Below are 22,328 nucleotides of genomic sequence, written 5' to 3' on the forward strand. Positions count from 1 at the left end.
CTATAGGTTACACACGAACCAACGACGCTGCGGAAATCGAAAGCTATGCTTAACCTGATGTGGTCCCGCTCATGACCATTCGACTGCTCAAAACCCTTGTTGCAGTTGCCGATGCCAAGACCTTTAGCGCCGCGGCCAAGGTGGTGCATGTCACCCACGCCGCCGTGAGCCAGCAGATGCGCACCTTGGAAGAGGACCTTGGTGTTGAGTTGTTCGACCGCAGCACCCGCACCCCCGAACTGACGCAGACGGGGCTAGAGGTTGTGACCCGCGCCCGCCAAATCATCAGCGATTACAACAACCTTGTGCCCTCCGTCTTGGCTGACGGCGGTCTTAGCGGGACAGTCACGTTGGGGGCGATCCCGACCACGCTGACCGGGCTGGCCCCCCGCGCCATGGCGATCCTCAAAGCAAAGTTCCCCAAAACCGGGCTGCATATCCGCCCCGGGCTCACCCGCGCCCTTTTGACGGATGTTGAACGCGGCGCATTGGACGCCGCGATCGTGACCAAGCCGCATCTGATGCCCGTGGGTCTAGATTTCTTTGAACTCGCACGCGAACCGCTTGAACTGATCGCCGCCGCGCAAGAGCCTAAGGATGACCCAGAGACCCTCCTCAAAAGTCGTCCCTTTATCCGGTTCAACCGCAACGCCGTGGTCGGATCACTGATCGATACGTGGATTTTATCGAAACGTATCCGCGTGACCGAGACGATGGAACTGGACAGCCTTGAGGCCATCACCAGCATGGTGCAGCAAAACCTTGGCGTGTCGATTGTGCCCCGCCTCGCCGTGCCACAGGCAAGCGATACCCATGTCAAACGCATGGCGCTTGGCCCAGACGCTCCTCTGCGCATTTTGGGACTGGCCTACCGCGAGGATCAGATCAAAACCCGCGCCCTGCAAGAGATTTCCCAAGCTCTGCAGATGGTGGTCGATACCGCCCGAGAGGCCCCATGACCTACGACATATTCCTTTACTTGGCCCTTGGCGCAATGGCCGGTGGCTTTATCAATGGGCTTGCGGGCACCGGCACGGCGCTATTCGCACTCGGCTTTTACCTTGTGGTCCTACAACCGATTACCGCCGTGTTTATCGTGGCCTTCATGTCCGTTCTCGCGGGCCTTCAGGGGCTTTGGATTGTCCGGGCTGAGATCCTATCACAGCCCAAGCGCCTGCTACGGTTTCTGATCCCGGGGCTGTGTGGCGTGTCGCTTGGGGTAATGCTGCTGGATCACATCAACGCGGGGACCCTGCGCCTCGCTATTGGTGGGTTGCTGATTGTTTATGGCGGCTACTTCAGTATGCGCGCCGCCCTACCCGCGTTTGAGCGGCCGACCCCATGGCTTGATAGCCTCGTGGGTTTGCTGGGCGGCATCCTCGGCGGGACCGCCAGTGTGTCGGGCGCATTGCCGCAAATGTGGGTATCGCTGCGGCCGTGGACCAAGTCGGAAACACGCGCTGTGCTGCAACCATTCAACGTGGCCATCCTGTCCACAACGGTCGTAGTCCTCGCCTTCAAAGGGGCGTTTGACGCAACCGCGCAAACGGCTTTGCTGGTCACAGTTCCCCTTGGCCTGATCGCCGCGCAGATCGGAATTGCAGTCTTTCGCAGGCTCAGCGACACCGGATTTCGCCGCCTCTTGATCCTGCTGACCCTCGCCATGGGCCTCGGCATTATGGCGAGTGAGCTGTTCTAAATCACCTCATCGGTGCGATCATCGCTTTCGCCGTAACGTTTGAGGACGGCAGGCTTTGTACCCTCATAGACGCGCGCGACGTTTTCGGCGATTTTGGCGTTCTCACGCTCAAACAGGCAGTCGCCGTTTAGGTCAGATGCCACGATAAACGGGCCCATCCGATTGCACCGGATGACCCACATCGCCTGCGCGAGGCCCAGTTCCTCATTCCAATGGACGGCTTCAACAGCTTCGACCCCGCGCCCCAACAGAGCGCCCGTGCCATAGCCCACGGTCGACAGATACACCGCGCCATTGGGCACGAAGTATTCCTTATAGTCTCTGGATGTCATCCCCCCCTTGCCAACAATCAACTTGGCCCCGGTTTTGGCCATCCACTCGGGCAACCACTTGGCAAATCGAAACGAGGCCGTGGCCGTCACAGCCCCCATATCGAATGAGCCATCAGGATTGATCCGCGCCGCAGGCGAGCAGTGAAAGTTAGCGGCACTTTGTGATGGTAATTCCATCGGAATATTGGCCTGATCTTCCAGCGCGCGCATGTAAACGCCTTCGCGCGCCGTATACATCAAGCCATCCAAGTACACGACATCGCCCAACCGAAGGTCCGCAATAGCCTCGGCGCTGGGCGTGGTGGACAGACGGACTTCCCGGGGTTTGCGAGGGCTCATTCCGCGGCCTCCTGCTGGGGTTCCCACTCAACGGTTTCACGACGCTGATAATCCGTAAACCAGTCGGGGTCAGTGCGATGCTCAACCCGGCCATCCGCATGGATACGCGCCACGGCCCGCCGCGAGGACAAGCAGAACGCATGAACCGACATGGGCATCCCACCCGTATGGCAATAGCCCACCTCAATATTGCAATCGATCACCATGTTTTTGCCTACAAACCCCATGGCCCCCATCCCGATGGAATTGCCCAACTCCTTGAACTCATCCTCCATCTCAGCAATCCGGGGGTCCGAATTGCGACTGCCTACGGTGCGCAGCACGCTCGCGCGTTTGCCCAATGTCATGCAGATATCCTTGGACCCACCAAGACCGATCCCGATGATCGCGGGCTGACAGGCCAGACCCCGTTTGCCAAAGGCCATCAAGCTATCCAGATAGAACCGCTTGATCCCTTGAATGCCATCGGACGGGAACAGCATCCGGTAGTCCGTGCCGAACAACCCGCCTTTGTGGACGGTGATCAGATCAATCCAAGCGCCATCCGGCTCAAACCCATACTCGATCTCAGGCGCGCCGATGCCGACATTGTTGTCATGGTCCGTCCGCCATAGCGGGTGCACCCGGTTCGGGCGCAGTGGCACGCCGTTGGTGGCGCTGGCCGTCGCGCGGCGCAACGCGGCCTCAAGCGCGATCATCCCGCCCTCAACCTGCGCCTCATTGCCCAGTTTTACGAACCAACGCGGCACGCCGGTGTCACCACACATCGCGCGACGGTCCTCCTTCGCGGCCTCATAGTTTTCAAGCATCGCCTGCAACACAAAGGACGACAAATCCCCATCCTCAGTCTCTGCGGCTTGTTTCAGCCCAGTGAGGTAATCCTCAGGGATCTCAATCGCGGCCTTGTTCATCAGTGTTTCGGCGGTGGACTGGATGAGGTTGATGGGGATCATTGCAGACGCTCCGGCAAGTCAAGAAATGGCATGGTGATCGGCGTCATTGCGCCGCGACCAGCGTTTCGGGGGCCCCTTCGGGCAAGATCGTCTCGCCGGGGCGAACGATTGTAAACTGAACCGGCGCGCGCGTGACCGCGACCGTGTCACCGTCCATGCGCGCCAATGTGAACTCGCTGTCCTCCATCGCGCCGGGATCGGGAAAATCCTCACGGAAGTGCGCGCCGCGAGAGTTTTCGCGCGCCAGTCCGGCCTTGGTAATGACTTCCGAGATATCGCACAGCGACCGCATGTTCAGCCAATCATGCCACGTCAAGTTAAACGCCAAATTGCTGGCATCCACGCCAACGTCCATCACAGCGTCCGACACGGCGGCAATCCCCGCAAGCCCACGCTTCATGCCCGCCTCAGTGCGCATCACGCCCACCTCATCCCACATGCATTCCTGCAATTGCTTGCGCAGCGGCAGGATCAATTCAGGCGCGCGAGTGAACGGGTGGATCGCGCGGGCGAACTCTGCCTCTAGCACGGTTTCGTCGGGATCACGCAAAGACATCGTGCGCACATCCGCGCCCATCGTGTCGCCGGCGATGCCCCCATAGACGGTTGAGTTCGCAACCCCATTGCCGCCCAACCGGTTGGACCCATGGGCGCCGCCCGCGTCTTCACCCGCGACGTACAACCCCTCCATCGCGGTGCGGGTGTCCACGTCGACCACCACGCCGCCCATAAAGTAGTGCGCCGTGGGCACGACCTCGACCTGCCCTGCAGCCAAATCAAACCCACTGTCGGCACAGCGCTTCACCATGCCCTTAAACTTTTGGCGCACAAACTCAGGCCCCAAATGGGACATTGAGATAAATACGCCCTCCTGCTCGGGGTTATTGTTTTTGCGCATCTCGGCATAGATCCCGCGGCTGACCACATCGCGGGTCGCGCGCTCTCCCTTGCGGTCATAATCGAACATAAATCGCTGGCCCGCGTGGTTGATCAACTGCCCCCCCGCGCCGCGCAAACCTTCCTCTAGGACGGTGCCCGTCATGCGTGTGTGATCGCCGGCCAACAGCCCTGTGGGGTGAAATTGCACCATCTCCATGTCACGCAGGCTCAGGCCAGCCCGAAGCGCCATGGCCAAACCGTCCATCGTTTTGTCGCCAGAGGGGGTGTGGTATTTGTACATGGTCGGGCCGCCGCCCGTGGCCATCAGCACCGTTTTCGCCCGCACAAACCGAAAGCGGCCCGTGCGCATATCAATCATCAATACACCCGACAGTGCCGAGCCATCCTTAGTTGGGATAAGGCCAATCGCGCGGTGCTCTTGCAGCTTTTCCACACCGCTCGCGAGCACCTTTTCCATCAGGCGGTTGATGATCTCGATCCCGGTCAAATCGCCTTTGTGCACAGTGCGGTCAGCGGTCTGTCCCGCAAACGCCTTTTGGTGCAAAGACCCGTCCGCGTTGCGATCAAAGAAACAGCCCACCTCATTTTCCAACTCACGGATGCGGACCACGGCCTGCTCACACAAACGCCAAGCCATATCCTGATCAGGCAGCCACTTGCCGCCCTGAATGGTGTCCATGAAATGCCGTTCAACGGTGTCGCCGCCACCCAAGGCCACATTGTAGCCCCCCTGCACCATCCGCGTGCAGCCGCATTTGCCAATCAAACCCTTAACGGCAATCGTAATCTTGGTGCCCTCGGGCGCGGTTTGCTGAGCATGAAGTGCCGCAAACAGGCCCGCGCCCCCCGTGCCAAGGATCAAGATATCAGTGTCATGACGTTCAATATCAGAAACACGCATGGTCAAATCGCCTGTAGGAAAAAGAGAGTTGCGATCAGGAATGACAGGGCGGCAGCCGCCGCTGCGAGGGTCTTTTGCGGCGCGGACCACGGCAGCCATTCCATCGCCATAACCCGCAAACCGCCGAACATATGGACCGCCAACAGGAACACGAGGCCGAATTCCGCCAGTTTAACGACGCCGTTATCGGTCAACGTCAAAAATCCGTCCAGCCGCGCAGGGTCCGTCAACGCCAAGGCCAACACCCAGAAATGCAGCGGCAGGAACAGCGCAAGCGCGAGACCCGAAATCCGGTGCAGAATATACGCAAGCCACAGCGGATGCGCCCGAGAGGTAATGCCGCGCGCCATGCTCATGCCCCCAACCCCGCCGCAAATGTCACGGACCACACCGCACGCGCGCCAAGGCCCAGAAGGATCGCGCCAGTGACCCACATCACCGCCTCTAGGGCCGCGCCGCGCACCCCGCCCCATTCATGGATAATCGTGCGCAGGCCAATCGCGCCATGGATCGCAACGGCCACCACAAAGGTGCCGTAGAACAAAAACCACACTATCGAACCTTGCGTGCGGCCCAAAATCTCAGCCGCGTCCAAGCCGCCTTGGATCGCATAGATCATCACAGCCAAGTGCCCCACCACCAGCGGCGCCATAAGCATCGCGGTGATCCGTTGCAGCATATACAGTCGAAGCGTCAGCATCAGCGCCCCCTCCGAAAGAATGATTTCGCCGTTTCCCGTTTCAGCCCTGCGATTGCGGACATCGGGTCCAATTCATTGGGACAATAGGTCGTGCACGACCCCATCGAGTGGCAATTATGGCACCCACCAGACCCTGACACCGCGTCCAAAATAGCGATCCGGCCTTCGTCCTTGGCATCGTTCAGCAGGGTCCAAGCCCGTTGCAACGCCGCAGGTCCAAGGTAATCCGGGTTGCCCGCGACCGTGTCGCATGCCGCATAACAGACCGAACAATTGATGCACTCAATCCCCGCGTTTGCTTCGACCCGAGCCGCGCTTTCTTCATCCACGGCCGCGATAGGATCATCCCGCGTTAGCCCGCCGTGATGCACTCCCTCCGCCGCGACCCATTTGTCGAAAAACGGGTCCATATCGACGACCAAGTCCTTCACCACCGGCAGATTGAGCAGCGGCCCGATCGTGACCGCCTCACCCTCTAGTACCTTTGAGATATGGGTCCGGCACGTCCAACGCGGCACCCCATTCACCATCATCGCGCAGCTGCCGCACATCCCAACCCGACACGCAAAGCGGTAGCTGAGCGTTGGATCCGCGTTTTGCTGAATCCACGACACAACGTCGAGAACGGTCTGGTTCTCATAGGCCGGCACGCGAAAAGCTTGGCTCTTGCCCTCATCCCGTTCGACGGTAACCTCTAGAAAACGCGTGTTTGTCACGGTGAATAACGATCCCATACTTTTGGCTCGACGCATGGGATAACATACAGTTACGCTTAACAAACGCGAAAAATTTTTAATATTAGCGTTAGCTGGAATTACACAAATGCCTCACGACAGCAGGGTCAAAACAGCCAAGATCAGCCCACAAAGCGCCGTTGAGTCGCGCTTTAGCGATGCGCCGGATTTGGCGAAACACGACAGTGCGCTTCTTAGTTCGATGCTTGTGCGGGGCGCATGCCGGGATTTTTCCGACACCCCCATCCCGCGGGATTTATTGGACCTGTTATGTGTCGCAGCGATGTCAGCCCCCACCAAAAGCGATTTGCAACAGCGTGACATCATCATCCTGCACGACCCCGCAAAACGTAAAAGATTAGCCCAATTGGTCCCGGGGCAAGCATGGGTCGCCAAGGCACCGTTGATCGCGATCTTCTGCGGCAATAACAGGCGCCAGCGGTTGCTCCACGATTGGCAGGGCGTGCCATTTGCCAACGATCATCTGGACGCATTTTTCAACGCGACCGTCGATGCCGCCATAGCGCTTGGCGCATTCGTCACGGCGGCTGAGGCGATGGGCCTTGGTTGCTGTCCGATCAGCGCTGTCCGCAACGAAGCGCACGCGGTGTCCGACCTAATCGGCTTGTCAGACCATGTGTTTCCCATCGCGGGCCTCGCGCTTGGCTATCCCAAGCAGCCCGCAACCATCTCAAAACGCTTGCCTTTGGGCGTCACCTGCCACGTTGATACTTATCAGGAAACGGATTTGCGCGGCACTGTCGCCGAATATGACCGCGCACGCGCCATCACCCAACCCTACGTGACACAGCGCAGCCCAGACAGGTTCCCGCCCAAAGACGCTTATGGATGGTCCGACGATAAAACCCGCCAATACAGCACACCGGAACGCGCTGAATTTGGGGCCTACGTCCGCGCGCAGGGGTTCAAATTGGACTAGGCTACTGGCCCACGTCTGACGGCCCAACCCGGTCCATAACGTGGATCATCCAAGATAAAATGTGCTGATCCTCGGCGGTCAGCCCGCCTTTCTCCCGCAGGGCGACGATCCTGTCCCGCAGCTCTGGCCACTGCGTATAAAAATCGAAAACGTCCTCAATCTCGGCCTTTTTCTTTCCGGAACTCATGCTGAAATACTCTTTTTCAATGTGATCCCAGCTTATCAAAACACACCGCGTCAAAAGCGTGAATTCACTGTGAGCCACTTGTTTTTGACGTAGCGGAAGGTAGCCTCCGAAATGGGATAACCGGAGTGACGGGGTGACCAACCAAATCGAGATCACATTGTTTGGCGCCTGCGTGGTGCGATTGGCCAAAGGCGGTGAGATCACCGGGGCCAAACACCGCGCCCTGTTCGCCCTTCTGGTCACGGCCCCCTTGGGGCGGCGCAGCCGGACGTATCTGCAAGAGACGCTGTGGGGCTTGGCTGATTATGAAAGTGGTCATCAAAACCTGCGCCGCGCCCTGTCGGATTTACGCAAACGCCTTGGCCCCGTGTTCGATGCTGTGCTGACCGTCACCTCCACCGAAATCGAAATCGACATGGCACAAGTCCAAATTCGGGGCAGCCCGCAGGACGGACAATTCCTGGACGATCTCAACGTGCGTGAGTTGGCCTATGTCCGGTGGCGGGACGAAAAACGTGCCAAGCCCGGCCGGGTGGAGGCGCTGTGTACGCTGTCACGCACCCGCAGGGCGCAGCGACTGCAACCGCGCGTCTGCGCGCTTCCACTAAGTGTGCCGCCCGGCGACCCTGAACTGTCCGTCGCCGCCGATTGGATCGCCGAAGAAACCAGTCGGATGATGTCCCGCTCATCGCTAGTGCAGGTCATTTCGCATCTTTCTGGACGGGCTATGTCCAAGCGTCATGTCGACGTCGAAGGGGTGCGCGACACGCTGGATGTGGACTATCTGATCACCGGTGCCTTGCGCAAAAGCGGGCAGGATCTGGTCGCCGACATCGACTTTGTCGATACCCGTTCGGGCACGCTTTTGTGGAACCGACATCTGCATTGCCCCGCCCGCCACTTCACCGATGAGGCCAGCGATTGGCTGGTGAATGTGGTCCAAACCGTGGGCCGTGCGATCGCGGAAACCACACTTGAAATGGCCCGCGCGACACCTCTGCCTGAACTGCCCGATCATAAGCTTTTGATTGCGGGGGCCACCGCCATGCACCACCCCACCTTGGGGGATTTCATGCGCGCGCGGCAAATGCTGGATGAAGCCGCCGAACGCGCCCCCGACAGCCCGCAAATCCATGCGTGGTTAGGCAAATGGTATGTCCTCAATATCTTTAAAAACTACACAACCGACCGCGCCGCCGACACGCAAAAGGCACTTGATTGCACGGCCCGCGCGCTCGACCTTGACCCGATGTCCAGCTTTAGCCTGACAATTGACGGCTTCGCCCGCGCCAACATCCTGCGTGAGTTGGACGTCGCCGAGGACCGGTATTCAGAGGCCCAAAACATCAACCCCAACGAAAGCCTCGCATGGCTTTTGCGCGGCTCGCTCAAGGCGTTTCAGGATGAGGGACGCTCTGCTGTGCGCGCCACGGAAACGGCACGCCGCCTCTCGCCCATTGATCCGTTCGGGTATTATTTCGATAGCCTCGCAAGTTCCGCACATCTCGCGGCGGGAAACTATGAAATGGCGGTCAAACTGGCGGACCTGTCGCTGCGTGTCAATGATCGCCATATTTCAACCCTGCGGGCCCGGATTGCAGCGCTTCACGCCCTAGACCGCGGCGATGAAGCCCGCACCGCCGCCCAAGACCTGCAACGCCGGTTCCCAAATTTTTCTCTGGCCGAATATCGGCGCACACACCCCATTGCGGGCTCTCGGCTGGGCAATCTTGTGACCCACGCTCTTGAGGCTGCGGGCATCAATTAAAGACACGTTTTACCAATTCAAATCGTTCAAAGAGACAAAGGATTAAGACATGGCACAAATGGGTGGAGTAGGCGGCGTCGGAGGCGTGGGCGGAGTTGGTGGCGTCGGCGGTGTGGGGGGAGTCGGGGCTGGCACAAATGTCACCGGCCTTGGCAGCTTTCTGGGCCAGCAGGACCCGGGCGGGTACGACGCCACCACAACCTATGGGCTGCAAACCACGGCAGAGGCGCTGCGCCACTTGGCAATCGACGGCACGGCCCCCTCGGTCGCGCAACTACCCTTTGACAAAACCGAAACGATGCCTGGAATGGCAATTTGGGTGCGCGGCTCGCTCTATCTCAGCAGCTTTCTGTCAGGCGTGGCAGTCACGACGGACGACATCGCCAAAACCGTCACCCTTAAGGCCGATGGCGTCCCTGTTTTCACGGCCAAGCGGCCTGACATGGCCCTGCTCCGCGAGCAGTGCGAGTTGGTGTCCGATTACGCCAGCCTGCGCGCCGATCGCAGTGCTGAGGTGATCTCACAGCTAGGCTTCCCCACCGCTTACTTCGCGATGGTTCTGGGGTTGAACACCTCACAAGCCAGCAAAACCTTTGAGTTGATCACCGCCACGCAGGTCATGGCGGCCCATGTTGCCATGATGCTCAAACACCCACTGGCCGTGCGGCGCCCCGATCAAATGGACCCCCGGCTGATGCCCATGATCCCCGTCCCGGGTCACGGCAGTTTTCCTTCGGCCCACGCAACCGAGGCTTACGCCGTGATGACCGTAATGAAGGCCCTCACAAAGGATTGGGGCACCCTTTCGGACCAAAACCAACGAGAGGCGGTCTTGCACGGACTGGCGGAACGGATCACAGTGAACCGCACCGTTGCGGGTGTGCATTACCCTATCGACAGTTGGTGCGGCGCCGCACTCGGACAAATCGTCGGGCAGATCATCCTTAACCGCTGTGGGGTTGGCACCGACATCGCACCACAACGGTACGTGCCTGCATCACGGGACTTTTTTGACGACGACCTACAAGACACTTCCATCGCATTGGCGGCAGGGCTCACGCGGGTGGCGGGCCCTGCCACTCGCCCTGCCAAGGCCAACGCATTCGATTGGATCTGGCAAGAAGCCCTTGCCGAGAAACAGGGCAGCTAGGTCATGTTCTTCGATCGCCCCGATAACGTGCAGCTGGCCAAATACACCGGCCCGTATGAGCGTTGGACCTTCTCCGCCGAGCTTGGGTTTTCCTTCGCCTTCCCCGCAATCCGCAACGGTGTTGAGACCCACTACACCGCCCTGATGGAGGGCACAGCCCGGATCGCAGAAGGTGACGCCCTAGAGGTCCGCGTGCCCCCGATGTGGACGACCAATCCCCCCGTCACGCCCTTTGCGATGTTCGACCCAGATGGCGAAATGCAACAGGTCGAAAGCCAAGATGTAAAGCTGACGCGCATGTTGCAACGGGTGGGGCAGGCGCGCTTTCGCCTGAACATGCCGATCGCGCCCGCAACGTGGCCCCAAACCTATGAGCCAGACGCCGTGCTTGACGGCTGGACCCCGCCGGCCACGCCCCCCCGCATGATCATCGGCGTCGTCGACGATGGCCTGCCTTTTTTGCACACCGCCTTTCTGGACCAAGACGGCAAAAGCCGAATTGCGGCCTGTTGGATGCAAGCCGCCCGCGCGCCGGACATAGCGGCGGTGCCCTTTGGGCGCGAAGTCTTTAACACCGAAATTGATACCCTCCGCGCCACCCATGGCACACATGAACGCGCAGCCTACCGCGCAGCGGGCGCCATTGATCGCACCCTGCCCGAACTGGGCACAGTGATGGAACACTCTGTCACCCATGGCGCACATATCCTTGGACTGGCCGCAGGAAACGACCCGCGCACTGGCCCGCACGCTTTGCCCGATGACGCCATGATCATCGCTGTGCAACTGCCCAACACCATCGCGTGGGATACCTCTGGGTTCGGCAAAGAGATGATGATGCTTAGCGCGATTGAGTACATCTTTCACCGCGCCCGCGCGATTGCCGCGCATTACGGCCTGCCCGAACTGCCCGCCGCCGTGAACTTTTCCTACGGTTGGAGCGCGAACCGCCATGACGGCGGATCTAGCTTTGAGCGTGGGGTCGAGGCGTTGATAACCCAGCGGCAGGCGGTGCAGCCCGACACCTATCTGATCATGCCCACCGGCAACAATTTCGCCAACCGTATGCACGGGCGGTTTATGGCCCCAGATACCGACGCTGCGGGCGAAATCCACTTCGGCTGGCAGTTGAAGCCCGATGATCGCACCTCTAGCTTCCTTGAAATCTGGCTGCCAACCGACATGGACACCCCCCAAGGGTGGGAAATCGTCGTCACCCCGCCAAGTGGCATTGCCCTAACCCAAGGCGGCACACTGCCCATCTCGGCTGATCCCGCGCATACCGGCGGCGATCCGCGCCGGTTTGATGAGCTGGAGATTAACGGCCTGAACATCGGACAAGTGTCCGCCGATAAACACAACGGCAACCGATGGCGCGTGATGCTGGCCATGACCCCTACCGCCCTGGTGGGCGACCCAAAGCGGCGATGCCCTGTGGGGCTGTGGCGCATCACCCTGCGCACTGGCACCCAGCCGTTGGAGCCTCATCAAGCGGTGGATGTCTGGGTGCAGCGGGACGATGATCCAACCCAGCTTGGTACCGGCGGGCAACAAAGCTTTTTGGTGGATTTCAATCACCCCCTCCCCCCGAGGCCGCTAGAACCCGCGCCCCTCACGCCAGTGCGTGGGTATGGGTGCCTGAACGGAATCGGCACCGCGCCCGCAGTAACCCGTGTTGCCGGGCACATCGGTTGCACCGGCAAGCCCACAGAATACTCTGGCGCAAGCGCGATTGCAGTGATGGCCAATGGCACAATCCTAAAGGACCGAGCGCACCCTACCGTTTCGGCCATTGCGGATCAGGGCCATTTTCGCCGCGGACTGCCGTCCATTGGCGTCACATCCGGCTCGGGTGCACGGATCATAGGCACCTCGGCTGCGAGCGCGGCGGTAACCCGTGCAGTCGCCCTGAACATCCTACGCGACAAACCTGCGTTTCATCTATTTGAGCCGACGGATTTTGGGCCGGGGACCTCGGGCCTAGAGGACGCGCAGACGCTATCCCGCATGGGCCTGTCCCGCGCACCTGCGGTCTGCAAAGACCCCAGCGCAACCTCGTGAATTTGATTTTCACAGTGAACTCACTCTCAGCTGATTAACACCCTCTTTACCTTAGGTCACATTAGGCGCCGCCCCACGATCACCCAGAGGATCACAGGCGGCGCCCTCAAAAACCTGAGGGAAAAGACATGAATTTTCAGATGAAAACCCACGGTGGGGCCGCCGCGAAAACATCCACTCTTGAGGCCCTTGCCCCCGCCGGCGGCGACATTGCCGTCGATGAGGCCGCTGATTTTGGCTATCTCTTGCCCCCCGGCGGCGACCCCAGCCAGCATGGCGAGGATATTTCTGACGCCGATCTAGATACCCTCGGCACGCTTATGGTGCCGAATTCACGAGCGATCGACGCCACACCCGACGCGCCGCTTGCCCCTGTGCTGACCTACTGGGGTCAGTTTCTGGACCATGAACTTACCGCGCGGACGGACCGCGAAAGCGCGATCACCACCATCGTGAACGCCGCCCCCAAAATGACCGGCCCAGAAATTGAGCAAAACCTCAAGAACGCGCGCACCCCGCGCTTTGATCTCGATAGTGTCTACGGCGGCGTACCCATCGGCCCCTTTGCCAGCGAGGCCGAACAAAAGGCCGCCGCGATCCTCCGCACGGGCCTGCGCCACCCAACACTGACGGCCAAGATGCGTGTGGGCACAGCCGTGCCCTCTGGCAATTTGCCCGATGCGCTGGATCCGCACCGTGATCTTCCACGTTTCCACCAAGTTGAACAAAAGGTCCGCGACGCCGCACTCGACATCGCGCGGGCCCAAATGGACGACAAGGATTTCAACAAATTTAAAAACGGCCTACCCAAGCGCGCCCTGATCGGCGACATGCGCAACGATGAAAACATCATCATCGCGCAATTCCACCTCAGCTTCCTGCGGTTCCACAACAAGGTCGTCGATTTTCTTACCGAAAACGAGACCGCCTGGATCCCTGACTTTGAGGCCGCCAAAACCCTGACAACGCTGCACTATCAATGGCTCGTGGTCCACGGCTACCTCAAGGACATGTGCGACCCAGCCGTGGTTCAGCGCATCATTGACACCCGCAACAGCCACTATGATGCCTTCCGCGCCGCATACGCCGCGCGCAACCCCGGCCGTGTGGTGGGCAATGTGATTCCGCTGGAATTTTCCGTCTCTGCGTTCCGGTTTGGTCACTCAATGGTGCGCAACATCTACGATTATAATAACACCTTCGGTCGCCCGAACGGCCAAGCACCGTTCGACCAGATCTTTGCCTTTACGGGCGGCGGCGGACTTGGCGCGAACTTTGGCTTGGATGCAACGAACATCCCCCAGGACTGGATCATTGATTGGTCTCGCTTTGTGAATGCCGATGGCAGTTTCACTGACGGCAAACCACAGCGCATGGCCCGCGCGGTCGATACGGTCATCGCTCCGCCCTTGGGCGCGATGGTGAACGAAGGCGATGATGAAGATGATCCCGCCCCATTGCGTGAATTGTTCCGCCACCTTGCCCGCCGAAACTTGCGCCGCGGCAAAAGCTTGCGCATTCCCACAGGCCAAGCGTTGCATGCCCACCTACAGGCCATCGGCGCAGTTACGTCCGGCCCTCAAATGGACGTGGCCAGTTGGGTAAACACCAAACCCGATCTTGCCGCGTTCCTATCTGGTCACGCCATGAACAGCGCCACGCCTTTGTGGTTCTATATCCTCGCAGAGGCCGAGGCCGCGCCGGGCGAAGGTCTGGGCGAAATGGGCAGCTGGATCGTAGCCGCGACCTTTATTGGCGCGCTTATGGATGACGCGGACAGCGCGCTTGCACGGGGCTTCCATCCCTCCCAAAGCCCCCTGCGCACGTCGGACGGACAGGCGATCGACAGCATCGAAAATTGGATGCGGTTCGCAGCCGTTCTGGCGTGATCCCCGGGGCTGGTCCGGCACCGCGCTCGGACCGGCCCACCCCAATCAACCACATTTCAACGCCACCGTTCGGGGAGAAAAACAATGCAGAATGATCTATCCGAGATCGAAAGCTGGCTGCGCACCGGCGCCCACGAAGCCGAATTGCGGGCGCACTTTGGCAGCCCCCTCTATGATGAGTTGACCGGACTGGCCCGCGCAGCAGAGGCCAATCTGAACCCCTTTGAAACGCGCCGCCCCAAGGTTCTGTTCCTGCCCGGCATGATGGGCTCCCGGCTCAGCGTCATTGAAAACGGCCAGCCGTATCATGTCTGGATTGACCCGGTGGACATCACCACCGGGGGCCTAAGCAAGCTGAAATGGGGATCAACCGTTGTGGCGAACGGCACCGTGCTGGCCCCTTATTTCAAGATGTATCTACGGCTCAAACTGGCGGGTTTTGACACCGAGTTTCTGCCCTATGATTGGCGCCAATCCCCCGCAGTTTCAGGCACCGCGTTGATGCGGCAACTCACCAAACGCGGTCTTTCGGATATCACGCTGGTCTGCCACTCAATGGGCGGATTGGTGGCTCGGCAAATGGCGGCAGAGGACCCAAACCGCCGGATGATATCGCGGGTCATCACCATCGGCACACCCAACTTCGGCTCCTACGCGCCGATGCAGGTATTTGACCTAAGTCATGGGATGGTACGCGCACTCGCCGCCGTGGATCTGACCCAAGACCGCACCGATATCGTCAAAGGCACACTGCGCGGCTTTCCCGGCTTGGTGGAACTGCTGCCGTCGCCCGATCTGCGCCCAGACCAAGACGCATTCAACCGCAAATCGTGGCCCAAAACCGCTCTGCCCCCGCAGCAAACCGCCCTAACCCAAGCCGCCAAAGCCGCGCGCGCCCTGCCCGCCCCTGACGACCGGTTTCAACAAATCATCGGCGTCGGTGTGCTGACCACGATTGCGGCCACTGCGAATGAGGCGGGCTTTGAATACACACAATCCCAAGACGGTGACGGCACAGTCCCCCGTGACTTGGCCGAAATGGGCACCGTGCCCCGGTTCTATGCAGAGGGAAAACATGGCCGCCTGTGCAACGCCTCCGCCGTGATCGCGGCCACGATCGAACTGGCTGAGAGTGGTGCAACCAACGCCCTGCCGACCGCACCGCCCGCGTCAGCATTTGAAAGCCTGCGCCGGACCGTCACATCCGAAACTCTCCGGGCCGAAGCAGAGCATGACATCGACACCCGTGATGAGACCGCTTTTGCCGGCTCATTCCTGTCGCGCGAAATGGACCCCGTGGACACCCCCCAAGCCCACACCCAGCCCAGCGCCAAGGGCTATACGGCCGAGGTTGTGCGCGATGCCGCGTTGCGGTGGCGGGCCTCGGACACGGAACGTCAAACCGTCCGCCAAAGCCAAGCAGAGGCGCGCCCCCTTCAAGCCGAAACACCCGAGCGATTGGATGCCTACGCGCGGCGGCTCATCAGTCAGCTTGATGCCGCCAGCACCACCAATGAGGCGCGTAAAATCTCGCGCCAGCTAGAGGGCGCGCGCCGCGACATGGTCGAACTGCAAGGCCCCGATTTGCCGGTCATTCCCATCCTTGAACGCGTCATCGGCGAGGCTGAGGAATTCTTGTCGGTCATGTTCATCAAACGCGCCGTGGTTGCGGCCCGCGCCGTCGGCCGCATCGTGTCGCGTGACACGGGCCGGGGCTTTGGCACCGGGTTCCTGATCGCGCCGGGCGTGTTGATCACAAACCACCACGTACTGGCCACCGCGCTACAGGCGGATCGTGCCGCGGTACAATTCCGCTATGAGCTTGAGATCGACAGCCGCGAAGCCCAAGGCCACACTTTTGCGCTAGACCCGCATCGCCTGTTCTATGCTGATGCGCGCCTCGATCTGGCCGTTGTCGCGGTCGCGCCGATGGCCGAAGACGGCGCCGCGATCACTGAATTTGGGTTCCTCCCTCTGATCGGGGTGGAGGGCAAAATCCGCAAAGGCCAACCCGTCAACATCATCCAGCACCCGCTTGCAGGGCGCAAACAGGTGGTCTTTCGCGACAGCCTGCTCAGCGCGCTGCCCGATGACCCGGATTTCGTCGCGCATTACACCGGCGATACCCAGCCGGGCTCCTCCGGCGCGCCAGTTTTTAGCGACCTGTGGGAGGTCATCGCCCTGCACCACTCCGGCGTCCCGGACGAAACGGCAAATGGGCAATACCTCACCCACAGCGGGGCGCCATGGAATCCCCTCACCGATCCCGAAATGCGCACGGTGGTTTGGATCGCGAATGAAGGCATCCGCATTTCACGGATCGTGCGTCACCTAGAAAGCCTGCCCGAACACCTGCTTGCACAGGGTCAACCCGGCGCGCACCTGATCGAGGATGTCCTGGCCCGGGGGCGGCAAGCAGCCCGCGACGGGACCTTTCCCACAAGTCCCATAGTGACCGAACGTATGCCCGATGCGCCGTTCGCACCCAGCGGCCATACCGTTACGCTACCGCTGCAAATCAGCATCGGCCAAGCGGCGGTTACCGCACCCAATAGGGCCAGCTCTGTGGCTTCTCCCCCACGGGGCTGACCCGTTGGTCCCGACGGGACCCAGCCGCTGCTCTGTCAAAGGGCGGCGGCGCACCCATTCCGACAAATCGCGAAAACGCCATTTGCCTTACCCCACGCTTTGCATCATTTATAACGCTGCATGGGAGTGGAATATTTTAGTCATAACCTGGCCCTCGTCCTGATGTCCGTTGTCGTGGCATTGGTCGCGGGCTTTACTGGCTTGTCATTGACGCGTTCATTGGCCCGAAAAACAGCGGGTCAAAAGAAGGTGGCCGTGGCACTGGCCTCTGTTGCGTTGGGCGGCGGCATCTGGTCGATGCACTTTGTGGCGATGCTGGGCCTGCAACTGCCCGTGTTGTTTTACTATGACGCCGCGATCACGCTGCTGTCCGCGCTGACCGGGATTTTGATCGTTGGTGGCGCGCTGATCGTGCTTCATTTCATGGAACGCACTCCCACCACCATACTCAGCGCGGGCGCGATGATTGGCGGGGGCATCTTGGTGATGCACTACATCGGCATGGCCGGGCTAGAGCTGTGCCGCGCCGTCTATTCCCTGCCCGGCGTTGTCCTGTCGTCAGTCGTGGCAATTGCGCTGTGCATGCTGGCGGTCTGGATTGCGTATAACCGGCGCACCAATCGCAACATCTTTTTGGGCACCGTATGCTTTGGCGTGGCGGTTGTTTCGGTCCACTTCTTGGCCATGGCCGGGACACAGTTCGTCACCCAACCACAGGCGGACGTGTTTGGCCCCGCGATCAGCAATGAGTTCCTGGCGATTGGCGTGATCCTCACCAGCTTCGTGATCTTTGGCGCGTTTTTGTGGGTTAGCACCACGTATCTGGACGCCGCCCCGACGCAGGCCCGGACCACGCCCGAGATCACCCAGCCGCCCAGCCCGCCCCAAGAGCCCATACCGCAGCCCGCACCAAACCCCACACCATCCAGCCTGCAAATCCCGTGTGAGCGTGAGGGCGGCAAAGTCTTTGTCGCGGCCAGTGACGTGTCGTTCATCCGGGCAGATGGCCACTACACCCAGCTTTACACGGACCGCGACCGCCTGTTCTGTGTCTGGCCCATGACCGAGGCCGCAAAGCGGTTGTCAGACGCCGGGTTCCTGCAAACGCACCGCAGTTATTTGATCAATCTCGCGAAGGTCGCACGGTTCGAGCGAAGCAAAGACAAGGGCCGCTGCACCTTTCATTGCGACACCCTTCCCCCCGCCCCTGTGAGTCGCTCCAAGATCAAACTCACGCAGGACTTACTTGCTGCGACTGCAAACGCACTTCGTGCAGACTAGGGCGCATTTCGTGCAATAGCCGCGAATTTCACGTGTTTCTACGGGTGCTTGCCATAAGCGTTAACCATGCTCTTCCCAAAACAAAGCTAACACCAGCAAGGGAGGAGCGCCGATGATTCCGGCAGCTTTTGAGTATTACCGCCCCAAAGACCTCAGCGGCGTAATCTCGATTTTAGAAGAACACGGAGACGATGCGCGTGTCATCGCGGGGGGCCACAGCCTGATCCCCATGATGAAACTGCGCATGGCCGATGTCCCGCACCTGATCGACCTTCAGGACATTCCGGGCATGTCCGAAATCACTGTCACCGCAGACGCCATAACCATCGGCGCGATGACAACGCAGCACGACATCATCGACCACGACGGCCTTGCGACTGCCGCGCCCATCCTGCGCGAAGCGGCTCTGCAAATTGCTGACCCACAGGTCCGCTATATGGGCACCGTGGGCGGCAACGTGGCCAACGGTGACCCCGGCAACGATATGCCCGGCCTGATGCAGTGCCTGAACGCGACCTTTACCCTAGTCGGCCCAGATGGCGAACGCACCGTCCCCGCACGTGAGTTCTATGAAGCCGCGTACATGACCGCCCGTGAGGACGAAGAAATCCTGACCGCAGTCACCATCCCGACACCCAAAGGCGGCTACGCCTACGAAAAGCAAAAGCGTAAAATTGGCGACTACGCGACGGCCGCCGCCGCCGTGCAAATCATCAAAGACGGTGACACCTGCACCGCAGCATCCATCGCGATGACCAACCTCAGCGATACGCCAATCTGGTCCGAAGACGCCGCCGCCGCATTGGTTGGCACGTCCCTCGACAGCGTCGCCCTCAAGGCCGCCGTAGACGCCATGCTGGTAGATATCGACCCCTCGGAAGACAACCGCGGCCCCGTGGCGTTTAAGCGCCATGTCGCTGGCGTCATCCTCACCCGCGCGATTGAGCGCGCTTGGTCCCGGGCCTAGGAGAACGACACATGTCCAAGAAAATGCACATCTCACTCACAGTGAACGGCAAGCAAGAAGAGTTCCTTGCTGAGCCCCGCGAACTGCTGATCTACACGCTGCGCGAGCGGCTCAACATCACCGGCCCCCACATCGGGTGTGAGACATCCCACTGCGGTGCCTGCACAGTCACAATCGACGGCAAATCGGTCAAAGCTTGCACCATGTTCGTGGCCCAAGCCGACGGCGCGGACGTCACGACCATCGAAGGCCTCGGCAACCCCGACAGCCTGCACCCCCTGCAAGAAGCCTTCAAGGAGCACCACGGACTTCAGTGCGGCTATTGCACCCCGGGCATGATCACCCGCGCGGCCAAACTGTTGGAAGAAAACCCCAACCCGACCGAGGACGAGATCCGCTTTGGTATGGCCGGCAACCTGTGCCGCTGCACCGGATACCAGAACATCGTGAAATCCATCCGCGCCGCAGCGACCGAGATGAACGCCGCGAAGGAGGCCGCAGAATGAAAGACGAAATCACCAGCCGCGACGATCGCGTTGCCAACCTCAAGGGCATGGGCTGCTCGCGCAAACGCGTAGAGGACGCCCGCTTCACGCAAGGCAAAGGCAACTACGTCGACGACATCAAACTCGACGGCATGCTCTTTGGTGACTTTGTCCGGTCGCCCTATGCACACGCGCGCATCAAATCGGTCAACTCAGAGGCCGCGCTCAAGGTGCCCGGCGTTCTGGCCGTCCTGACAGCCGAAGACCTCGCACCCCTTGGCCTGCACTGGATGCCGACCCTCGCGGGTGACAAACAAATGGTTCTGGCGGACGGCAAGGTCTTGTTCCAAGGCCAAGAAGTCGCGTTCGTTGTGGCCGAAGACCGCTATGCCGCTGCGGACGGGATCGAAGCCGTTGAGGTCGAATACGAAGAACTGCCCGTTATCGTTGACCCGTTCAAATCGCTCGAATCCGACGTGGTTCTGCGTGAGGACACCGTGGACGAAAACGGCAAAGCCACTGATGGTGCCCACGGCCCGCGCAAACACCCCAACCACATCTTCACATGGGAAGTCGGCGAAAAAGACGCCACCGAGCAGGTGATAGATGAGGCGGACGTAGTCGCCACTGAGACCATGTATTACCACCGCACGCACCCTTGCCCGCTGGAAACCTGCGGCAGTGTTGCGTCGATGGACAAGGTCAACGGCAAGCTGACCCTTTGGGGCACCTTCCAAGCGCCGCACGCGATCCGGACCATCGTGTCCCTGATTTCGGGCCTAGAAGAGCACAACATCCGCGTGATTTCGCCCGACATCGGCGGCGGTTTTGGCAACAAAGTGGGCGCATACCCTGGGTATGTATGTTCGGTCGTGGCCTCCATCGTGACGGGTCGTCCTGTCAAATGGATCGAAGACCGGATGGACAACCTGATGACCACCGCCTTTGCCCGCGACTATTGGATGACCGGCAAAATCTCGGCCACCAAAGAGGGTAAGATCACTGGCCTGCACTGCAACGTGACAGCCGACCACGGCGGCTTTGACGCCTGTGCCGATCCCACCAAGTTCCCAGCCGGGTTCATGAACATCTGCACCGGGTCCTACGACATCCCCACCGCTTATCTGGCCGTGGATGGTGTCTATACCAACAAGGCCCCCGGCGGCGTGTCTTATCGGTGTTCCTTCCGGGTGACCGAGGCCGTCTACTTCATCGAGCGGATGATTGAGGTCTTGGCGATTGAGTTGAACATGGACGCAGCCGAGCTGCGCCGGATCAACTTCATCAAGAAAGACCAGTTCCCGTACCAAAGTGCGTTGGGCTGGGAGTACGACAGCGGCGATTACCACACCGCGTGGGACAAAGCCCTCAAGACTGTCGACTATGACGGTCTGCGCGCCGAACAGGCCGAACGGGTCGAGGCGTTCAAGCGCGGCGAAACCCGCAAGATCATGGGCATTGGCCTCAGCTTCTTCACAGAGATTGTTGGCGCTGGTCCGGTCAAAAACTGTGACATCCTCGGTCTGGGCATGTTCGATAGCTGTGAAATCCGGATCCACCCCACCGGCTCCGCGATTGCCCGGCTTGGGACGATCTCCCAAGGCCAGGGTCACGCGACGACGTTTGCGCAGATCCTTGCCTCGGAAATTGGCCTGCCCGCCGATAGCATCACAGTCGAAGAAGGAGACACCGACACCGCGCCCTATGGTCTTGGGACCTATGGTTCACGCTCTACCCCAGTGGCGGGCGCGGCGACGGCAATGGCAGGCCGCAAAATCCGGGCAAAGGCTCAGATGATTGCGGCCTACCTATTGGAAGTCCACGACGATGACGTCGAATTCGACGTGGATCGGTTTGTGGTCAAAGGCGCGCCGGAGCGGTTCAAGACAATGAAGGAAATTGCCTTCGCCGCCTACAACCAAGCCATCCCCGGCATCGAGCCCGGCCTAGAGGCGGTCAGCTATTACGACCCGCCCAACATGACCTACCCCTTTGGCGCCTACATCTGCGTCATGGACATCGACGTGGACACCGGCGTCACCGACATCCGTCGCTTCTATGCGCTGGATGACTGCGGCACACGGATCAACCCGATGATCATCGAAGGTCAGGTGCACGGGGGTCTCACAGAGGCGCTCGCCGTGGCACTGGGCCAAGAGATCGCCTACGACGATCAGGGCAACGTCAAGACCGGGACGCTGATGGACTTCTTCCTGCCAACGGCTTGGGAAGTACCCAACTACGAAACCGATCACACCGTGACGCCGTCTCCGCACCACCCCATCGGGGCCAAAGGTGTGGGCGAAAGCCCCCATGTCGGCGGCGTGCCATGTTTCTCGAACGCGGTCCAAGATGCCTTCCGGCCCTTCGGTCTGCGCCACACGAACATGCCGCACGATCACTGGCGGATTTGGAAAACCGCCAATAGCCTCGGCATGCACGACTAAACCTCA

The 22,328-nt window shown here is 60.4% G+C and carries 19 protein-coding genes; 12 read left to right on the plus strand and 7 right to left on the minus strand.

The features are described 5' to 3' along the window. Positions 1–71: 71 nt before the first annotated feature. Positions 72–959: a LysR substrate-binding domain-containing protein gene (locus THS5294_RS04555; protein ID WP_058122803.1), complete on the plus strand. Its 888-nt coding sequence runs from the start codon at positions 72–74 to the stop codon at positions 957–959. Continuing rightward, a complete protein-coding gene (locus tag THS5294_RS04560) occupies positions 956–1,699 on the plus strand; it encodes a sulfite exporter TauE/SafE family protein (RefSeq protein WP_058122804.1) in 744 nt (247 codons plus the stop codon). The genes THS5294_RS04555 and THS5294_RS04560 overlap by 4 nt, the downstream gene beginning before the upstream one ends. Here the strand turns inward: THS5294_RS04560 and THS5294_RS04565 are convergent. The 6 genes from THS5294_RS04565 to THS5294_RS04590 are packed head-to-tail and all read right to left on the minus strand — an operon-like array spanning position 1,696 to position 6,558. Next, positions 1,696–2,370 (minus strand): fumarate hydratase C-terminal domain-containing protein, encoded by a 675-nt coding sequence (locus THS5294_RS04565; RefSeq protein WP_058122805.1) that lies wholly within the window; start codon positions 2,368–2,370, stop codon positions 1,696–1,698. The genes THS5294_RS04560 and THS5294_RS04565 overlap by 4 nt on opposite strands. Next, complete coding sequence (locus THS5294_RS04570) at positions 2,367–3,323, minus strand: fumarate hydratase (RefSeq protein ID WP_058122806.1); 957 nt, start codon at positions 3,321–3,323, stop codon at positions 2,367–2,369. The genes THS5294_RS04565 and THS5294_RS04570 overlap by 4 nt, the downstream gene beginning before the upstream one ends. Before the next feature lie 43 nt (positions 3,324–3,366). Further along, positions 3,367–5,124: an L-aspartate oxidase gene (locus tag THS5294_RS04575; protein WP_058122807.1), complete on the minus strand. Its 1,758-nt coding sequence runs from the start codon at positions 5,122–5,124 to the stop codon at positions 3,367–3,369. Positions 5,125–5,126: 2 nt separating this feature from the next. Further along, positions 5,127–5,480 (minus strand): succinate dehydrogenase, cytochrome b556 subunit, encoded by a 354-nt coding sequence (gene sdhC, locus THS5294_RS04580; RefSeq protein ID WP_058122808.1) that lies wholly within the window; start codon positions 5,478–5,480, stop codon positions 5,127–5,129. Beyond that, a complete protein-coding gene (locus THS5294_RS04585) occupies positions 5,477–5,824 on the minus strand; it encodes a succinate dehydrogenase/fumarate reductase transmembrane subunit (protein WP_058122809.1) in 348 nt (115 codons plus the stop codon). Before THS5294_RS04585 ends, sdhC begins: the two co-directional genes overlap by 4 nt. Next, on the minus strand, positions 5,824–6,558 hold the full coding sequence (locus THS5294_RS04590; RefSeq protein ID WP_058122810.1) for a succinate dehydrogenase/fumarate reductase iron-sulfur subunit: 735 nt from the start codon (positions 6,556–6,558) through the stop codon (positions 5,824–5,826). The genes THS5294_RS04585 and THS5294_RS04590 overlap by 1 nt, the downstream gene beginning before the upstream one ends. 88 nt (positions 6,559–6,646) lie before the next feature. Between THS5294_RS04590 and THS5294_RS04595 the strand changes: the two genes are divergently transcribed. Beyond that, a complete protein-coding gene (locus THS5294_RS04595) occupies positions 6,647–7,498 on the plus strand; it encodes a nitroreductase family protein (protein ID WP_058122811.1) in 852 nt (283 codons plus the stop codon). Position 7,499: 1 nt separating this feature from the next. Here the strand turns inward: THS5294_RS04595 and THS5294_RS04600 are convergent, their stop codons facing one another. Then, a complete protein-coding gene (locus THS5294_RS04600; RefSeq protein WP_038005798.1) occupies positions 7,500–7,685 on the minus strand; it encodes a hypothetical protein in 186 nt (61 codons plus the stop codon). Between the two features lie 133 nt (positions 7,686–7,818). Between THS5294_RS04600 and THS5294_RS04605 the strand changes: the two genes are divergently transcribed. From THS5294_RS04605 to THS5294_RS04645, 9 genes are all read left to right on the plus strand, one after another. Next, a complete protein-coding gene (locus THS5294_RS04605; RefSeq protein WP_058122812.1) occupies positions 7,819–9,453 on the plus strand; it encodes a hypothetical protein in 1,635 nt (544 codons plus the stop codon). A gap of 49 nt (positions 9,454–9,502) precedes the next feature. Continuing rightward, on the plus strand, positions 9,503–10,603 hold the full coding sequence (locus THS5294_RS04610; protein WP_058122813.1) for a phosphatase PAP2 family protein: 1,101 nt from the start codon (positions 9,503–9,505) through the stop codon (positions 10,601–10,603). A 3-nt stretch (positions 10,604–10,606) separates the two neighbouring features. Then, positions 10,607–12,664 carry a S8/S53 family peptidase gene (locus THS5294_RS04615; protein ID WP_058122814.1) on the plus strand — a complete coding sequence of 686 codons (2,058 nt, stop codon included), beginning with the start codon at positions 10,607–10,609 and terminating at the stop codon, positions 12,662–12,664. 128 nt (positions 12,665–12,792) lie between these two features. Beyond that, the gene (locus THS5294_RS04620) at positions 12,793–14,553 is read left to right on the plus strand and encodes a peroxidase family protein (protein ID WP_058122815.1); all 1,761 of its coding nucleotides are present in this window, start codon (positions 12,793–12,795) and stop codon (positions 14,551–14,553) included. Between the two features lie 84 nt (positions 14,554–14,637). Continuing rightward, positions 14,638–17,142: a trypsin-like peptidase domain-containing protein gene (locus tag THS5294_RS04625; RefSeq protein ID WP_058122816.1), complete on the plus strand. Its 2,505-nt coding sequence runs from the start codon at positions 14,638–14,640 to the stop codon at positions 17,140–17,142. Between the two features lie 162 nt (positions 17,143–17,304). Further along, a complete protein-coding gene (locus tag THS5294_RS04630; protein WP_306434202.1) occupies positions 17,305–18,423 on the plus strand; it encodes an MHYT domain-containing protein in 1,119 nt (372 codons plus the stop codon). A gap of 112 nt (positions 18,424–18,535) precedes the next feature. Continuing rightward, the gene (locus tag THS5294_RS04635; protein WP_058122818.1) at positions 18,536–19,390 is read left to right on the plus strand and encodes an FAD binding domain-containing protein; all 855 of its coding nucleotides are present in this window, start codon (positions 18,536–18,538) and stop codon (positions 19,388–19,390) included. A gap of 11 nt (positions 19,391–19,401) precedes the next feature. Further along, positions 19,402–19,896: a (2Fe-2S)-binding protein gene (locus tag THS5294_RS04640; protein WP_058122819.1), complete on the plus strand. Its 495-nt coding sequence runs from the start codon at positions 19,402–19,404 to the stop codon at positions 19,894–19,896. Further along, entirely contained in the window at positions 19,893–22,322 is a 2,430-nt protein-coding gene (locus tag THS5294_RS04645) for an aerobic carbon-monoxide dehydrogenase large subunit (RefSeq protein ID WP_038005787.1), read from the plus strand. Before THS5294_RS04640 ends, THS5294_RS04645 begins: the two co-directional genes overlap by 4 nt. Positions 22,323–22,328 lie beyond the last annotated feature (6 nt).

It is taken from the genome of Thalassobacter stenotrophicus, assembly GCF_001458315.1.
Taxonomy (GTDB): Bacteria; Pseudomonadota; Alphaproteobacteria; order Rhodobacterales; family Rhodobacteraceae; genus Thalassobacter; species Thalassobacter stenotrophicus.

Bases quoted from the DNA above. Each gene is read 5' to 3' on its own strand.
- THS5294_RS04600 (WP_038005798.1), bottom strand. From the start codon at position 7,685: ATGAGTTCCGGAAAGAAAAAGGCCGAGATTGAGGACGTTTTCGATTTT.
- THS5294_RS04555 (WP_058122803.1), top strand. From the start codon at position 72: ATGACCATTCGACTGCTCAAAACCCTTGTTGCAGTTGCCGATGCCAAG.
- THS5294_RS04615 (WP_058122814.1), top strand. From the start codon at position 10,607: ATGTTCTTCGATCGCCCCGATAACGTGCAGCTGGCCAAATACACCGGC.
- THS5294_RS04565 (WP_058122805.1), bottom strand. From the start codon at position 2,370: ATGAGCCCTCGCAAACCCCGGGAAGTCCGTCTGTCCACCACGCCCAGC.
- THS5294_RS04620 (WP_058122815.1), top strand. From the start codon at position 12,793: ATGAATTTTCAGATGAAAACCCACGGTGGGGCCGCCGCGAAAACATCC.
- THS5294_RS04610 (WP_058122813.1), top strand. From the start codon at position 9,503: ATGGCACAAATGGGTGGAGTAGGCGGCGTCGGAGGCGTGGGCGGAGTT.
- THS5294_RS04645 (WP_038005787.1), top strand. From the start codon at position 19,893: ATGAAAGACGAAATCACCAGCCGCGACGATCGCGTTGCCAACCTCAAG.
- THS5294_RS04590 (WP_058122810.1), bottom strand. From the start codon at position 6,558: ATGGGATCGTTATTCACCGTGACAAACACGCGTTTTCTAGAGGTTACC.
- THS5294_RS04635 (WP_058122818.1), top strand. From the start codon at position 18,536: ATGATTCCGGCAGCTTTTGAGTATTACCGCCCCAAAGACCTCAGCGGC.
- THS5294_RS04625 (WP_058122816.1), top strand. From the start codon at position 14,638: ATGCAGAATGATCTATCCGAGATCGAAAGCTGGCTGCGCACCGGCGCC.
- THS5294_RS04570 (WP_058122806.1), bottom strand. From the start codon at position 3,323: ATGATCCCCATCAACCTCATCCAGTCCACCGCCGAAACACTGATGAAC.
- THS5294_RS04560 (WP_058122804.1), top strand. From the start codon at position 956: ATGACCTACGACATATTCCTTTACTTGGCCCTTGGCGCAATGGCCGGT.
- THS5294_RS04595 (WP_058122811.1), top strand. From the start codon at position 6,647: ATGCCTCACGACAGCAGGGTCAAAACAGCCAAGATCAGCCCACAAAGC.
- THS5294_RS04585 (WP_058122809.1), bottom strand. From the start codon at position 5,824: ATGCTGACGCTTCGACTGTATATGCTGCAACGGATCACCGCGATGCTT.
- THS5294_RS04575 (WP_058122807.1), bottom strand. From the start codon at position 5,124: ATGCGTGTTTCTGATATTGAACGTCATGACACTGATATCTTGATCCTT.
- sdhC (WP_058122808.1), bottom strand. From the start codon at position 5,480: ATGAGCATGGCGCGCGGCATTACCTCTCGGGCGCATCCGCTGTGGCTT.
- THS5294_RS04630 (WP_306434202.1), top strand. From the start codon at position 17,305: ATGTCCGTTGTCGTGGCATTGGTCGCGGGCTTTACTGGCTTGTCATTG.
- THS5294_RS04640 (WP_058122819.1), top strand. From the start codon at position 19,402: ATGTCCAAGAAAATGCACATCTCACTCACAGTGAACGGCAAGCAAGAA.